The sequence below is a fragment of the Streptomyces griseoluteus genome (assembly GCF_004784465.1).
In the GTDB taxonomy this organism is placed as follows: Bacteria; Actinomycetota; Actinomycetes; order Streptomycetales; family Streptomycetaceae; genus Streptomyces; species Streptomyces griseoluteus.
The window spans coordinates 615855-631064 of record NZ_SRRU01000002.1 but is presented as its reverse complement, the minus strand read 5'-3'; the positions used below and the strand labels follow the sequence as shown (position 1 = coordinate 631064).

The 15210-nt window shown below is 71.3% G+C and carries 13 protein-coding genes; 10 read left to right on the top strand and 3 right to left on the bottom strand.

Translation table 11 applies throughout. The features are described from left to right. Positions 1 to 180 precede the first annotated feature (180 nt). The 7 genes from E5082_RS08305 (at position 181) to E5082_RS08275 (ending at position 7665) form a co-directional block, all read left to right on the top strand. Positions 181 to 990 carry an NAD-dependent epimerase/dehydratase family protein gene (locus tag E5082_RS08305; RefSeq protein ID WP_135790606.1) on the top strand — a complete coding sequence of 270 codons (810 nt, stop codon included), beginning with the start codon at positions 181 to 183 and terminating at the stop codon, positions 988 to 990. Between the two features lie 277 nt (positions 991 to 1267). Next, on the top strand, positions 1268 to 2038 hold the full coding sequence (locus E5082_RS08300; protein ID WP_037775373.1) for a DeoR/GlpR family DNA-binding transcription regulator: 771 nt from the start codon (positions 1268 to 1270) through the stop codon (positions 2036 to 2038). A gap of 98 nt (positions 2039 to 2136) precedes the next feature. After that, positions 2137 to 3507 (top strand): ABC transporter substrate-binding protein, encoded by a 1371-nt coding sequence (locus tag E5082_RS08295; protein ID WP_135790605.1) that lies wholly within the window; start codon positions 2137 to 2139, stop codon positions 3505 to 3507. Beyond that, positions 3504 to 4439 (top strand): carbohydrate ABC transporter permease, encoded by a 936-nt coding sequence (locus E5082_RS08290; RefSeq protein ID WP_135790604.1) that lies wholly within the window; start codon positions 3504 to 3506, stop codon positions 4437 to 4439. Before E5082_RS08295 ends, E5082_RS08290 begins: the two co-directional genes overlap by 4 nt. Continuing rightward, a complete protein-coding gene (locus tag E5082_RS08285; protein ID WP_135790603.1) occupies positions 4436 to 5290 on the top strand; it encodes a carbohydrate ABC transporter permease in 855 nt (284 codons plus the stop codon). Before E5082_RS08290 ends, E5082_RS08285 begins: the two co-directional genes overlap by 4 nt. Next, a complete protein-coding gene (locus tag E5082_RS08280) occupies positions 5287 to 6276 on the top strand; it encodes a zinc-dependent alcohol dehydrogenase family protein (protein WP_135790602.1) in 990 nt (329 codons plus the stop codon). Before E5082_RS08285 ends, E5082_RS08280 begins: the two co-directional genes overlap by 4 nt. A 237-nt stretch (positions 6277 to 6513) precedes the next feature. Next, the gene (locus E5082_RS08275) at positions 6514 to 7665 is read left to right on the top strand and encodes a TerD family protein (protein ID WP_135790724.1); all 1152 of its coding nucleotides are present in this window, start codon (positions 6514 to 6516) and stop codon (positions 7663 to 7665) included. Positions 7666 to 7672: 7 nt separating this feature from the next. Here E5082_RS08275 and dapA read toward each other — a convergent pair whose 3' ends face one another. Together dapA and E5082_RS08265 are read right to left on the bottom strand one after the other, a co-directional pair. Then, positions 7673 to 8587, bottom strand: coding sequence for a 4-hydroxy-tetrahydrodipicolinate synthase (dapA, locus tag E5082_RS08270; protein ID WP_167514008.1), 915 nt, complete (start codon positions 8585 to 8587; stop codon positions 7673 to 7675). A gap of 76 nt (positions 8588 to 8663) precedes the next feature. Further along, complete coding sequence (locus tag E5082_RS08265) at positions 8664 to 10487, bottom strand: endonuclease/exonuclease/phosphatase family protein (RefSeq protein WP_135790600.1); 1824 nt, start codon at positions 10485 to 10487, stop codon at positions 8664 to 8666. 265 nt (positions 10488 to 10752) lie between these two features. Between E5082_RS08265 and E5082_RS08260 the strand changes: the two genes are divergently transcribed. The 3 genes from E5082_RS08260 (at position 10753) to E5082_RS08250 (ending at position 14362) form a co-directional block, all read left to right on the top strand. Further along, positions 10753 to 12180 (top strand): hypothetical protein, encoded by a 1428-nt coding sequence (locus tag E5082_RS08260; protein WP_135790599.1) that lies wholly within the window; start codon positions 10753 to 10755, stop codon positions 12178 to 12180. Between the two features lie 151 nt (positions 12181 to 12331). After that, positions 12332 to 13771 (top strand): alkaline phosphatase PhoX, encoded by a 1440-nt coding sequence (locus E5082_RS08255; RefSeq protein ID WP_135790598.1) that lies wholly within the window; start codon positions 12332 to 12334, stop codon positions 13769 to 13771. Positions 13772 to 13813: 42 nt separating this feature from the next. Further along, positions 13814 to 14362, top strand: coding sequence for a TetR/AcrR family transcriptional regulator (locus E5082_RS08250; protein WP_135790597.1), 549 nt, complete (start codon positions 13814 to 13816; stop codon positions 14360 to 14362). Here the strand turns inward: E5082_RS08250 and E5082_RS08245 are convergent. After that, complete coding sequence (locus E5082_RS08245; protein ID WP_135790596.1) at positions 14349 to 15200, bottom strand: helix-turn-helix domain-containing protein; 852 nt, start codon at positions 15198 to 15200, stop codon at positions 14349 to 14351. The two genes, E5082_RS08250 and E5082_RS08245, sit on opposite strands and share 14 nt — an antisense overlap. Positions 15201 to 15210: the final 10 nt, after the last annotated feature.

The window sequence follows — 15210 nt, the reverse complement described above, 5'->3', positions numbered from 1 at the left end:
CCGACGTCCGCATGCGTGAACGCTACGAGCCCCCGCCGCAGCGGTCAAGGTCACGCGCACCCCGTATCCACCAGCCAATTGACCGCATCCCCCAACCCACTTGACCCTCCCGAGCCCCCTCTCTAACTTCGCCAAGTATGTGAACGCCCCTCATGGCCGGACCACGCAAGGAGACCCCCCATGCCCGCCCCCCGCACCCTTCTGCTCACCGGCGCCGCAGGCGGCCTGGGCACCCTGATGCGCTCCCTGCTCCCGGCCCACGGCTACCACCTCCGCCTTCTCGACGCCCGCCCGGTCCCCGACGCCCCGGACGCCATCACCGCCGACCTCGCCGACCTGGACGCCCTGTGCGAAGCGGTACGCGGCACGGACGCGGTGCTGCACCTGGCCGGCATCTCCCTGGAGGCCCCGTTCGAGAAGATCCTGAAGGCCAACATCGAGGGCACGTACCACCTTTACGAGGCCGCCCGGCTGGAGGGCGTCCCCCGCGTGGTCTTCGCCTCCTCCAACCACGCGGTCGGCGACACCCCCGTCCCGGCGCCGGACGGCCCCCGCATCCCGGTGGACACCCCGCACCGCCCGGACACCTTCTACGGCCTCTCCAAGTGCTTCGGCGAGGACCTGGCCCAGCTCTACTGGGACCGGCACGGCATCGAGACCGTCTCCGTCCGCATCGGCTCCTGCTTCCCGGAGCCCACCAGCGTGCGGATGCTCTCGATCTGGCTCAGCCCCGCCGACGCGGCCCGCCTCTTCCACGCGGCCCTGACCGCCGGGGACGTGGGCCACACCGTGGTCTACGGCTCCTCCGCCAACACCCGCCTGTGGTGGGACCTCACCTCCGCCCGCGCCCTCGGCTACACCCCCGAGGACGACTCCGAGCCGTACGCCGCGAAGCTCATCGCCGAGCAGGGCGAACTGGACCCCGCGAACCCGGCCAACGACCGCCTCGGCGGCCACTTCCTCACCGACCCGCCGATCTGGCCGTACTGACCCCAACACCGAACGTCCCCACGGCCGGAAACGATCGCGGGCGGGCACCAAACGGGCCCGCCCGCGGTCGCGTTCGGGCACGCACCGCGCCCGCTCCCACCCCGGACCCCGCTGCCGCGCAGGTCCGAGGCGGGCGCGCCGGGACGTGATCGGTCACACACGGGCAGGATCGGGCGTGGAACAGGCCTGGTCAGCGCCCCGCGTCCGCTGTAGAACTTCCCCCAGGGCCCGAACGGGCATCCCAGCGGGCATCTCGATGACGAGAGCGGGTGACGACATGAACACCAGGACGGCCGAGGAACGCCAACGCGAGATCGTGCGTGCGGCGCGGGCCACCGGTTCCGTCGACGTCACCGCGCTCGCCGACGAGCTGGGCGTGGCCAAGGAGACCATCCGGCGGGACCTGCGCGCGCTGGAGGACCACGGGCTGGTGCGCCGCACCCACGGCGGCGCCTACCCGGTGGAGAGCGCCGCCTTCGAGACCACGCTCGCCTTCCGCGCCACCAGCCACGTACCCGAGAAGCGCAGGATCGCGGCCGCCGCGGCCGAGCTGCTCGGGGACGCGGAGACGGTCTTCGTCGACGAGGGCTTCACCCCCCAGCTCATCGCCGAGGCCCTGCCCACCGGCCGGGCGCTGACCGTGGTGACCGCCTCGCTGCCCGTCGCGGGCGCCCTGGCGGAGGCCGAGAACGTGTCGGTCCTGCTGCTGGGCGGCCGGGTGCGGGCGGGCACGCTCGCCACGGTCGACCACTGGACGACCAAGATGCTGGCCGGCTTCGTGGTGGACCTCGCCTACCTCGGCGCCAACGGCATCTCCCGCGAACACGGTCTGACCACGCCCGACCCCGCCGTCAGCGAGGTGAAGGCGCAGGCCATCCGGGCCGCCCGGCGCACGGTCTTCGCCGGGGTGCACACCAAGTTCGGGGCCGTGAGCTTCTGCCGGTTCGCGGAGGTCGGCGCGGTGGACGCGATCGTCACGAGCACCCAGCTCCCGGCGGCCGAGGCCCACCGGTACTCCCTCCTGGGGCCACAGGTCATCCGGGTCTGACACAGCACCGCACCACACAGCTTTCCGCACCACCTCTCCCCGAGGGCACCCGTACGCGCGGCCATGCCCTTCTGTCCCCATATATCCAGGAGCGATCCATGCGCACCCCGAGCCGACGGAGGCCGCGAACCACATTCGCCGTGGCCGCCGCAGGGACGCTGCTCGCCCCGCTTCTCTCCGGCTGCTGGGCCGGCGCGGGCGGGACCGGTTCCGGCGGCGACTCCATCAACGTACTGATGGTCAACAACCCGCAGATGACCGAGTTGCAGAAGCTGACCCGCGCCCACTTCACCAAGGAGACGGGCATCAAGGTCAACTTCACCGTGCTGCCCGAGAACGACGTCCGCGACAAGATCAGCCAGGACTTCGCCAACCAGGCCGGCCAGTACGACGTGGCCACGCTGTCCAACTACGAGATCCCGATCTACGCCCGCAACGGCTGGCTGCACGACATGGACGGCTATGTGGCGAAGGACCACGCGTACGACGAGCAGGATGTGCTCAAGCCCATGCGCCAGTCGCTCACCGGCGACGACAACAAGCTGTACGGACAGCCGTTCTACGGCGAGTCGTCCTTCCTCATGTACCGCAAGGACATCTTCGCGGCCAAGGGCCTGAAGATGCCCGCGCATCCGACCTGGCAGCAGGTGGCCGATCTCGCCGCGAAGGCGGACGGCGCCAAGCCCGGCATGAAGGGCATCTGTCTGCGCGGCCTGCCCGGCTGGGGCGAGGTCATGGCTCCGCTGACCACGGTGGTGAACACCTTCGGCGGCACCTGGTTCGACAAGGACTGGAAGGCCCGGCTGGACTCCCCCGAGTTCAAAAAGGCCGTCACGTTCTATGTGGACCTGGTCCGTGAGCACGGCGAGTCCGGCGCCGCACAGTCCGGCTTCGCGGAGTGCCTGAACAACATGACCCAGGGCAAGACCGCCATGTGGTACGACGCCACCTCCGCGGCCGGACTCCTGGAGGGCAGCGGCTCCCCGGTCAAGGGCAAGCTCGGCTACGCCCCCGCCCCGGTGGAGCGGACCAAGTCCTCGGGCTGGCTCTACACCTGGGCCTGGGGCATCCAGCACGCCTCCCGCAACCCCGACAAGGCGTGGAAGTTCGTCTCCTGGGCCTCCAGCAAGCGGTACGAGCAGCTGGTCGGCGACACCAGCGGCTGGGCCAACGCCCCGGCGGGCAAGCGCGCCTCCACGTACACCAACCCGGAGTACCGCAAGGAGGCCGCCTCCTTCCAGGAGATGACCAAGGAGGCCATCGAGAACGCCCGGCCCACCGACCCCGGCGTCCAGCCGCGCCCCGCGCCCGGCATCCAGTTCGTCGGCATCCCCGAGTTCACCGACCTCGGCACCAAGGTGTCCCAGCAGATCAGCGCGGCCATCGCCGGCCGCCAGTCGGTCGACTCGGCCCTGCGCAAGTCCCAGCAGCTCGCCGAGCAGATCTCCAAGGAGTACGAGGGACGATGACAGCGACGACAACGGCCCCGCTCGCGGCCGATTCCGCCCCCGCCCTCCGGCGTCCCCCGGCCCGGCTGCGGGCCTGGGCCACCCGCGCCCCGCTCCTGCCCGCCCTGGTCTTCATGATCGTCGTGACCCAGCTGCCGTTCGTGGCCACGCTGGTGATCTCGTTCTTCGACTGGAACGCGCTCTACCCCAAGGCCCGCCGCTTCACCTGGTTCGACAACTACCAGCAGGTGCTCACCGACGCCGACCTGCGCCACTCGGTGTGGGTCACCGTGCTGCTCACCGCCTCCGTGGTGGTGGCCAGCCTGGTCCTCGGACTGGCGCTGGCGCTGCTGCTGGACCGGAAGTTCAAGGGCCGCGGTGTGGTCCGCACCCTGCTGATCGCCCCGTTCCTGGTGGTCCCGGTGGCCGCCGCCCTGCTCTGGAAGCATGTGCTCTACAACCCGGAGTACGGTCTCCTCAATGGGCTGCTGCACTATGTGGGCGGCCCACAGCCGGACTGGGTCTCCAACACCCCGCTGCTCGCGGTGGAGGCTTCGCTGGTGTGGCAGTGGACGCCGTTCATGATGCTGATCCTGCTGGCGGGACTGCAGAGCCGGGACCAGCAGCAGATCGAGGCCGCCCGGGTGGACGGGGCGAGCGACTGGCAGATCTTCCGCCACCTCACCCTCCCGCACCTGCGCCGCTACCTGGAACTGGGCGCCCTGCTGGGTTCCATCTACATCGTGCAGAACTTCGACGCGGTGTTCACGCTCACCTCCGGCGGCCTCGGCACCGCGAACCTGCCGTACACCGTGTACCAGAGCTTCTACCAGGCCCATGAGAACGGCCTCGCCTCGGCGGCGGGTGTCCTCGTCGTCATCGGCTCCATCGTCATCGCCACCTTCGCGCTGCGCGTGGTGTCGTCCCTGTTCCGCGAGGAGGTGTCCCGATGAGTTCCACCACCGCCACCTCCGCGCGGCGCACCGGGCGCAGTGGGCTCGGTCTGGGCCTGGTGGCCTGGCTGGCCGGCATCGTCTTCTTCCTGCCCATCGCCTGGATGGTCCTGACCTCGTTCCACTCCGAGGCGGACGCGGCCACCAACCCGCCGTCCTTCGCCGCGCCGCTCACCCTGGACGGCTACCGCGAGTTCTTCGGCGCCGCCGGCGGCGCCAGCCCCTGGCCGGCGCTGATCAACTCCACGGTCGCCTCGCTGGCCTCCACCCTGTTCGTGCTGGTGTTGGCCCTCCCGGCGGCGTACGCGCTCTCCATCCGGCCGGTGAAGAAGTGGACCGACGTCCTGTTCTTCTTCCTGTCCACCAAGATGCTCCCGGCCGTGGCGGGCCTGCTGCCGCTGTATCTGTTCGCGAAGAACGCCGGGCTGCTGGACAACATCTGGCTGCTGGTCGTCCTCTACACCTCGATGAACCTGCCGATCGCGGTGTGGATGATGCAGTCCTTCCTCGCCGAGGTGCCGGTCGCCGTCATCGAGGCGGCGCGGGTGGACGGGGCGCCGCTGCCGGTGATCCTGGCCCGCGTGGTCGCGCCGATCGCGCTGCCCGGCATCGCGGCGACCTCACTGATCTGCTTCATCTTCAGCTGGAACGAGCTGCTGTTCGCCCGTGTGCTGACCGGCGTGGTCGCGGAGACCGCCCCCGTCTTCCTGACCGGCTTCATCACCAGCCAGGGCCTGTTCCTGGCCAAGGTGTGCGCCGCGTCGCTCGTCGTCTCCCTGCCGGTACTCGCCGCGGGGTTCGCCGCCCAGGACAAGCTGGTCCAGGGCCTGTCGTTGGGAGCCGTGAAATGAAGGCCGCCGTCATCGAGTCCGTGGGCCGTGCCGTCGTCACCGAGGTCCCCGACCCGGCGCCGGGCCCGCGCGACGTGGTCGTGGAGGTCGCCGCGTGCGGGATCTGCGGTACCGATCTGCACATCCTGCAGGGCGAGTTCGCGCCCAAGCTGCCGATCGTGCCGGGACACGAGTTCGCGGGCCAGGTGGTCGGGGTCGGCAGCCAGGTCACCGAGGTCGCGGTCGGCGACCAGGTCGCGGTGGACCCGTCCCTGTACTGCTACGAGTGCCGCTTCTGCCGCGACGGCCACAACAACATGTGCGAGCGCTGGGCCGCGATCGGTGTGACCACGGCGGGCGGTGCCGCCCAGTACGCGGTCGCGCCCGTGGCCAACTGCGTGAAGCTGCCCGAGCACGTACGCCCCCAGGACGCGGCCCTCATCGAGCCGCTGTCCTGCGCGGTGCGCGGCTACGACATCCTCAACTCCCGCCTCGGCGCCCATGTCCTGATCTACGGCTCCGGAACCATGGGCCTGATGATGCTGGAGCTGGCCAAGCGCACGGGCGCGGCGAGCGTGGACATGGTCGACATCAACCCGGCCCGGCTGGAGACGGCCAGGCTGCTCGGGGTCTCGGGCTCGGCGGCCAACGCCGACGAGCTGGACCGGCCGCAGGGCTGGGAGATCGTGATCGACGCGACGGGCAACGCGGCGGCGATCCAGGACGGCCTGGGCCGGGTGGCCAAGGCGGGCACGTACCTCCAGTTCGGCGTGGCCGACTACGCGACGCGGGTGACGATCGACCCGTACCGCATCTACAACCAGGAGATCACCATCACCGGCTCCATGGCGGTGCTGCACAGCTACGAGCGGGCGGCGGAACTGTTCGCGAACGGCGTGCTGAACCCGGACGTCTTCATCAGCGACCGGATCGATCTGGAGAACTATCCGCAGGCGCTGGAGCAGTTCGCGGCGGGCGTCGGCCGCAAGATCGTCGTGACTCCCTGAGCCGCGCTTCTCCGGCCAGGCCCTGTCGGCCGGGGGGGGCGAGCGCGCGGGTGCTCGCCCCCCCCGCCGTAGATCCCCGGCGGGCGGCCCGCCGGGTCGCCCGGTCCCGCGGCCCGCGCCGGGCTCCGTGCCCGGTGCGTATCTCCCCTCCGCGGCGCTCGTGACCCGAACGGGGGGTCTCGGGGCCGGGTAAGGGAACGGCAAAGTGGGCTCGTTCGTTCACCCGGCATGACCGCAATGACCCCTGGCTCCAACGTTCCGCTTCCGGCCGCCCGTGTGACGGTGGAGGTGGCCGCACCGGTGCGGCTGGACGTGTCGGGCCTGCTGCTCGCCGCCGACGGCAAGGTGCGCTCCGACGACGACTTCATCTTCTACAACCAGCCGGCTGGCCCCGGCGTGACCTACCGCTCGGGCGGCGGGTCCGCGCCGGACTCGATCACGGTCGACACCGGCGCGGTGCCGCCGGACATCGAGAAGATCGTCGTCACCGCGAGCCCGGACGCGGCGGGCCAGACCTTCCAGGGCATCGAGCCGACGGCCACGATCCGGGACGCGGACGGCGGCGCGGTCGTCGCCTCCTTCACCCCGCCCGGCCTCGGCGCCGAGACGGCCCTGGTGGTCGTGGAGATCTACCGGCGCAACGGCCAGTGGAAGGCCCGCGCGGTGGGGCAGGGGTACGCGAACGGGCTGGCGGGCATCGCGACGGACTTCGGCGTCACGGTGGAGGAACCGGCCCAGCCGGTCTCCGCGCCGCCGCTTCCCCAGACGCCGCCCGCTCCCCAGGCACCCCCGGCCCCCACGCCGGGCGCGGGCAAGATCAACCTGGACAAGGGCCGGGTGAACCTCCAGAAGAACCAGACGGTCTCCCTGGTCAAGGGCGGCGCCCCGCTCCTCTCCCGCGTCCAGATGGGCCTCGGCTGGGAGCCCGCCTACCGGGGCAAGGACATCGACCTCGACGCCTCGGTCATCGCCTACGGCCCCCAGCGCAACGCCGTCGACAGCTGCTACTTCGGCAAGCTCTCCATCCTGAACGGCGCCATCAAGCACTCCGGCGACAACCTCACCGGCGAGGGCGGCGGAGACGACGAGGTCATCACCGTCGACCTCGGCCGCGTCCCCCCGGAGGTCACCGGCCTGGTCTTCACCGTCAACTCCTTCTCCGGCCAGAAGTTCACGGAGGTCGCCAAGGCGTACTGCCGCCTGATCGACCCCACCTCCGGCGAAGAACTGGTCCGCTTCGACCTGACGTCGGCGGAGCCCCAGACGGGCGTCCTGATGGCCAAGCTCATCCGCCAGTACTCGGGCGAGTGGGACATGACCGCCCTGGGCGACTTCGTCAAGGCCCGCACGGTGAGGAACATGGTGAAGCCGGGGGGCGCGGCGCTGTGACAGAGGTCTAGGACGCCCGGCCGGGGCCCCGCACCGGGACCCCGGCCTCGTAAAGAGCCAGCAGCTCCGCAGTGGTCCCGGCGTCCGCCGCCAGCAGTGGTGCCCGCACCGGGCCCGCCGGGAGGTCCAAGGCGTTGAGGAGGGCCTTCGCCGTCACCGTGCCCGGCAGGTCCGAGGCCATCATCGCCTCGATCAACGGGGTCACGCGGGACTGGAGTTCAGCGGCCAGCGCCGTATCACCCGCGTCGAACGCCGCCAGGATTCCCGCCACCTCCTCCGGCACCGCGTTGGCGACCGTGCTCACACAGCCCGCCGCCCCCACGGCGTACAGGGGAAGGATGTGTTCGTCGCACCCGGCGTAGTACGCCAACTCCGTTTCCGCGAGCACCTTCTGGGTGCCGAGGAAGTCGTAGGAGCAGTCCTTGACCGCGACGACGCGCGGGTGGGCCGCGAGGCGGATCATCGTGGTCGGGGCGATGCGGGTGCCCGTGCGGCCGGGGATGTCGTAGAGCATCAGCGGGAGGCCGCTCGCGTCCGCGACCTGGCGGAAGTGGGCCTCGACGGCGGCCTGTTGGGGGCGGCTGTAGTACGGGGTGACGACCAGCGCCGCGTCGGCGCCCGCCTTCTCGGCCGCGAGGGTCAGTTCGACGGTGTGCCGGGTGTCCGCCGTGCCGACGCTCGCGACCAGCGGGACGGCGGGGCCCACCGCGGAGCGGACCGCCGCGATCAGCTCCCGCTTCTCCGCGTCGGTGGTGGTGGGCGACTCGCCCGTGGTGCCGTTCAGGACCAGCCCGTCGCAGCCCCCGGCCACCAGACGGGTGGCCAGGCGGGCCGCCCCGTCCACATCGAGCGCGCCGGCCGGCGTGAACGGGGTGACCATCGCGCAGAGCGTGCGGCCGAAGGGTGCGTTCCGTTGCCTCATGGTCGTAGTCTCGGCACCACGACCATGAAGCTCCACTTAAATCTGCTACGAGATGCGGCCAAGCAGATCTGAACAATCAGGGGCGGAAGCGCAGCACCTGCGGGTCGTGGTCGCTGATCTGGTCGTGGAACTCCGAGTTGATGTGCACGCTGTCGTACGCGAACGAGCCCCGCCGGATCGCCCTGCTGATCAGGATCTGGTCGAGCACCTGCGCGTTGCCCTGGTAGTCGTAGGTGTAACGCTCCCTGCGCGGCAGCGACTTGATCGCCGACCAGAGCTGCCCGTCACCCTCCAGGATCTTCGCGGTGCCGGAGAACTCGAAGTCGTTCATGTCCCCGAGCGCGATGACATCCGCGTCCTTCTGCACGGCGAGCAGGGACTTCACGAAGGTGTTGACCTCCGTCGCCTGCGCGTGCCGCTGCGTCTCCGAGCTGCGGACCACCGGCTGGTACTGCCCGGCCAACGGCTGGTCGCCGCCCTTGGAGTTGAGGTGGTTGGCGATCACGAAGACCGTACGGCCCCGGAAGACGAACTCCCCGGCCAGCGGCTTGCGGCTGTTGGCCCAGGCGGCGTTCGCCGGGTCGACACGGCCGGGCGACACGGTCAGCCGGGCCTTGCCGTTCTCCTTGGCGACGCCGACCGCCGTGGTGGAGTCACCGCCGGGGCGGTCGGTGAAGGAGACCCGCTCCGGGTTGAAGAGGAACACCTGCCGGATGTTGCCGCCCGGCTCACCGCCGTCCTGCTTGTCGACGGGGTCGATGGAGCGCCAGTCGTAGCGCGGACCGCCGGCGGCCACGATCGCGTCGATCAGCTTGCCGACCGTCGCGCCCGCGCTCACCGTGCCGTCGTCCTTGGCGCCGTTGTCGTCCTGGATCTCCTCCAGGGACACGATGTCGGGCGAGCGCAGGTTGTTCACGATCGCGGAGGCGTGCGCGTCGAAGGTCTTGTCGGACGGGTCGAGGTTCTCGACGTTGTACGTCGCCACCGCCAGCTCGCCGGACGCCTGCTTGCGGGTCGTCTCCCGCTCCAGGCCCCCGCTCTCCAGCGTGCCGAGGGCGCTCGCCACCAGCGTGTAGCCGCCGAACTGGTTGAAGTCCAGCGGTCCGGTGGTGGTGCCGGCGAGGGTGTCGCCGACGTTCGCCTGCGGGAAGTCCGCGGTCGCGCCGAGGGACTGGATCTGGAGGCGGCCGGTGTTCTGCGCGTCGTAGGAGCCGTACAGGGTGCCGCCCCGCTCGGTGCGGTGCTCCGTCGGCTTCACGGTGACCCACAGCTCGCTGTACGGGTCGGTGCCGGTGACTATGCGCGCGTCGCTGACCTGGACGTTCATGCCCTCCAGCGACTCGTAGTAGTCGAGGGCGTAGGTGGCGGGGGCGAGCGGCAGGGCGTTGATCGAGTTGTTCGCGGCCGGGTCGCCGGCCGGGGCGTATCGTTCCGGCACCGTGCGCTTGGTGATCACGACCGGCGCCGGGACCGGATTGCCGGTGGAGAGCGTGGTGACGACGGGCTTGGTGATCTCGGTGACCGACTGGTTGCCCGAGGCGGTGCCGCCCGGCACGTACTCCGAGACGGTTCCGGTGACGGTGACCGAGTCGCCCACGGCGGCCTTCGGCGTGGAGCTGGTGAAGACGAAGACGCCCTCACTGGTGGCCGGGTCGGCGTCCGGGTTCGGGTCCTGGAGCCAGAAGCCCTTGGACGAACCGTAGGTGCGTACGGCGGTGACCACGCCGGGCACGTCGGCGACCTGCTTGCCGGCGTACGGCGAGAGGCGGGTGGTGCCCTGGATGTCGTGGACGCGCACCGAGTCGGCGTGCGCGGGAGAGGTGGCGACGACGGCGGACGCGGCGCCGCACACGGCGGCGACGGTGAGCGCGGCGAGACGCGCGGAAGTCCTGCTCGGCAAGGGGATTTCCTCCGGGAACGTGACGGAACGCCGGGACGGCAACGCACAGCAGCGTGCAGGGCTCGTCGCCCTCAGTGACACGCGTAGAGCCGAGTGAACAGTCGTTCCCCCACCTCTACGCGCGTCAATCTCCTGCCTGGCGCCGGGAGTTGTCAAGGTTTCGGCCACGTACGAGGGGCAGCGGCGACCGGAACCGGATGGTGCGCCGGCAAAGCCGTCTACGCTGAGGGGTTGAGTGCTTTCCCGGTCCGAGGAGAACCAGCCGATGTCAGACAGCTCCCCCCTGCCGCCCGTACGGCTGCGTCCCGAAGCGGAGCTGGCGCGTGCCGCGCTGTCCACCCCGCTGCTCTCCCGCGCCGCCCGGCTCGCCCGCTGGGCAGGCCCCGACACCCGCGTCGACGGCGGCGGGAGCCTGGTCGAGGAGCAACTGCCCGCCGCCGCCGAACTGCTCGGCCTGACCGGGGACGACGCCGCCGCGAATGCCGCCGAGGCGTGGGGCGTGGCGGTGGACACCGGCCTGGTCGAGATCACCGACGAGGAGGCCGGGACCGTGGCCCCCGGCGCCGACCTGGCCCTGCTGACCGGCGCCCCGCACGACGTGCTGACGATCTGGCTGGCCGCGCTGGACACGGTCGTGGCGGACGCCGGGGTGCCGGACCTGGAGGGGCTGGCCGCGGCTCTGGAGGAGGGCGGCGAGATCGATTTCTCGACGTTCGACTGGGACCCCCAGGGCGAGGCGGAGCTGCTCGACGGCGTGCTCGGCAACCTCTATCTGCTGACCGCGGGTGAGGACGGACCCGGCGAGAGCCCGGTGCCGCTGCCCGTGCTGGCCGCCTCCACCATCGTCCCCGACGACCTGGAGGAGCCCAGCAACGACGTCCTGGAGCAGGTCTCCGACACGATGATGAAGCTGGACGACCAGTTCCGGATGCTGGAGCCGATCGGCCTGGTGGAGTACCGGCCGGTGGACGAGGAGGTGATGGCCGGCGCGGAGGAGGAACCCGCCGAGCCGGTCGACGAGGACGACATCGCCCGCTACGGCATGGTCCGGCTGACCCCGCTCGGGCTGTACGGGCTGCGGGCGCGGCTGCTGGAGGCCGGGTTCGAGGCGCCGGCCGTGGGCGAGCTGGCCGACAAGGGCGCGGACGCGCTGCTCGACGGCACCGCCGGGTACGGGGAGTTCGCCGCGCGTGCCGAGACCGAGCAGTGGCTCGGGCGGCGTGAACCCCTCGCCGCCGCGCGGGAGCTGCTCGCGGCGGCACGCGGTGCGGACGCCGGGGCGCCGCTGCGGCGGCTGCGCTGCCAGCAGGCGCTGTCCCTGGTCGGCGAGGCGGCCGAGCCGGCGCTGCGGGAGGTGCTGGACGATCCGGAGCTGGGCGGTCTGGCCCGGGTCTGGCTGAGCGAGCGGGGCGCGCCGGACGTGCCGCCGCCCTCGCAGGACCTGGTGTTCTGGCTGACCGTGGACACGATCGCCGCGCAGCTCCAGGCGGAGGGCAACTCCGAGGAGCTGCAGGCGCTGGTGGAGGGCCTGGCCGAGCAGCACAGCGGGTTCTTCTCGGCCGCCTGGCGGGTGGAGCACCCGGCTACGGCGGACGTGCTCGAGGCGATGGGACGGCTGCATCCGGACAAGCGGGTGGCCAAGGAGGCGCGGAAGGCGGCGTTCAGGGCGAGGTCGCAGCAGCAGGGGAACTGACGGGCCCGTCCCCGGGGTGTACGGCAGCGGTGTCCCGTGCGCGGCTCGGTGTTCAACTGCCGTTCAGCGGCGGGCGGGAGTGTGTCGGCCGAACGAGGCCCCGTCACCCTCGCCCTCCGCCACGGGCGTCCCGACCGTCACAGGAGACACCATGTCACTCACCCGCAGGGACTTCGCCAGGACGACGGCGGTCACCGGTGCCGGGGTCGTGCTCGCGGGCAGCGTCGGCGCCCTCGCCACCGCCCCGCAGGCCCTCGCCGCCGCGGACCTCGACGGCGCCCGGGACGCGCACGGCCACCCCGGCATCGGGTACGGCCCGCTGATCCCCGACCCGGACGGCATCCTCGCGCTGCCCGCGGGCTTCTCGTACCGGGTGGTGACGTACAGCGGCCGTACCCGGCTGGAGTCGGGCGAGCCGACCCCGTCGAACCACGACGGTACGGCGGCCTTCGCGGGCCCGCGCGGTGCGGTGCTGCTGGTGAACAACCATGAGCTGAAGGGGCCGCGCGCGAACTGGAAGCACCCGGTGCCGCTCGCCGAGGGCCTGGTGTACGACCCGGCCGCCTCGGGTGGCTGCACGGTGGTGGAGGTCCGCCGCGACCATGTCGCCGAGTGGGTGGGCATCGCCGGTACCTCCACCAACTGCGCGGGCGGCAGCACTCCTTGGGGCACCTGGCTGACCTGCGAGGAGACCGAGGACCGGGCCGGGCAGAACGGCATGACCAGGGACCACGGCTATGTCTTCGAGGTCGACCCCGCCGACCGCCGCGCCAACCGGGCCCCCAAGCCGCTGAAGGCGCTGGGCCGTTACGCCCACGAGGCGGTGGTGGTCGACCCGAAGCGGGGCCACCTCTTCCTCACCGAGGACGCCTCCGGCCCCAACGGCCTGTTCTACCGCTGGACTCCGCCGGAGGGCTTCCACCACGGCCGGGGCCGGCTGCGCACCCTCGCCGACGACGCGGGCGTCCTGCAGGCGTTCCGCTGCTTCGACTCCGGCGGCCGCTTCGTGGACGACCTCTCGCGCGCGACGCGCACCGGCACGGTGTACGGCGTGGACTGGGTCGACGTCCCCGACCGGGACGCGCGCACGGTGCCGGTCCGCAGGCAGTTCACCGACGGCCAGGTGACGCGGGCCCGCAAGCTGGAGGGCATGTGGTGGGGCGACGGCGGGGTGTACTTGGTCTCGTCCTACGCCCGCGAGGAGAGCCCCGTCCAGCACGACGGCCAGGTGTGGTTCTACGACCCCCGGCGGCGGACGCTGACCCTGAAGGTGCTCCTCGGGGTCAACCCGGACGCCTCCGCCGACGGCGCCTTCGACGGCCCCGACAACATCACCGTCTCCCCCTACGGGGGCCTGATCATCGCCGAGGACGGCGAGGGTGTACAGCACCTCTTCGGCGCGACCGACGGCGGCCGTACGTACCCGATCGCCCGCAACGAACTCAACATCGGCACCGAAACGGCCCCCGCGTACAGCGAGTTCACCGGCGTCACCTTCTCCCCCGACGGCCACACCCTGTTCGCCAACATCCAGGACCCCGGCATCATGCTGGCGATCACGGGCCCGTGGAAGCGGCAGCGGCGGGGCTAAACTCGGCGTGCACGCACCCCCGCCTGACAGAAAGCCCGGCCCATGCGGGCAGACGCCCGACGCAACCACACCCGCCTCCTGAACGCCGCCACCGCAGCCTTCGCCGAACACGGCGAGAACGCCTCCCTGGACGACATCGCCAAGCGCGCGGGGGTGGGCTCGGGCACGCTGTACCGCCACTTCCCGACGCGGCGCGCGCTGCTGGAGGCGGCGTATGCGGCCCGCATCGACGCACTGGGCGAGCGGGGCGCGGAACTGTCCCGACTGCTGCCTCCGGGCGAGGCCCTGACAGAGTGGCTGGGTGAGGTATGCCTGGCGACGATCCAGGTCAGGGGCCTGAAAATCCTCCTGGGCACAGCCGCGACTGACACTCCGCTGACCGCCTGCGGCACGGTGGTGAAATCCACGGCAACAACTCTGCTGGCAGCCGCCCAGTCCGAAGGCACCCTCCGCCCCGACCTGACCCCCACGGACCTCCTCCGCCTGACCCACGGTGTTGCCACGGCGGCGGAACTCGGGGGCGGGGAGGCACGGGAGATCGGGCGGTATCTGGGGTGGCTACTGGACGGACTTCGCGTCAGCGGAGGTTGAGGGCGCGGCGGGCCGCGGTGATGACGTTCTGGGCTTCGGTCCCGTACACGGCCGACTCGTGGAGGGTGTGCCAGACCTTCGAGTAGAGGGCGATGTTGTCGGCGTCGTCCAACCACATCTCGGCGTGCCAGTCCTCCGCGACGACCACCCGGTCGTCCAGGACCCAGAAGCCATTGGCGGGCACGATCTTCACGGGGGCGGCGAAGGGGACGACGCCCAGCTCGACGGTGTCCATGCCGATCATGCCCGTCAAGCGGTCGAGCTGGGCGGCCAGCACGGTGGGCGGGCAGATCAGCGAGCGCAGCGCGGCTTCCCACATCAGCACGTGCAGCTTGCGGCCGGGCCGGTAGAGCCACTCCTGCCGCTGGACTCGGGAGCGTACGGCGGCGTCGATGTCGTTGGCGCCGCCTAGCAGTTCGGCGTACCTCCGGATGACGTGGTGAGCGTACTCGGGGGTCTGCAGCAGGCCAGGGATCACCGACTCCTCCCAGAGCCACATCTCCGAGGCCCGCTCTATCTCCGCGCTCAGCCCTTCATGCATCACCTTGAAACCGTTCGCCAGCGCGCGACGCCATGACCTGATCTGGGACTCGAAGCCCGCCAGTCGGGCGGCCAGCTCGGCGTACACCTCAGGCTGCTCGGTCGCGTCGGCCCAGGCCCTAAGGTCCTCGGGGGTGGCCGTCTGCTTGCCGTTCTCCAGCTTGCTGACCTTGGAGCCCTGCCAGCCGAGCCGCTGGGCGAGTTGCTGACCGGTGAGCCGACCACCAGGGCATGAAAAGCGCAGCTCCCGCAGCCGCGTTCCCAGGGCCACCCTGGCTTGCTGATAGTCAGTGCTCACCGGTCACGCG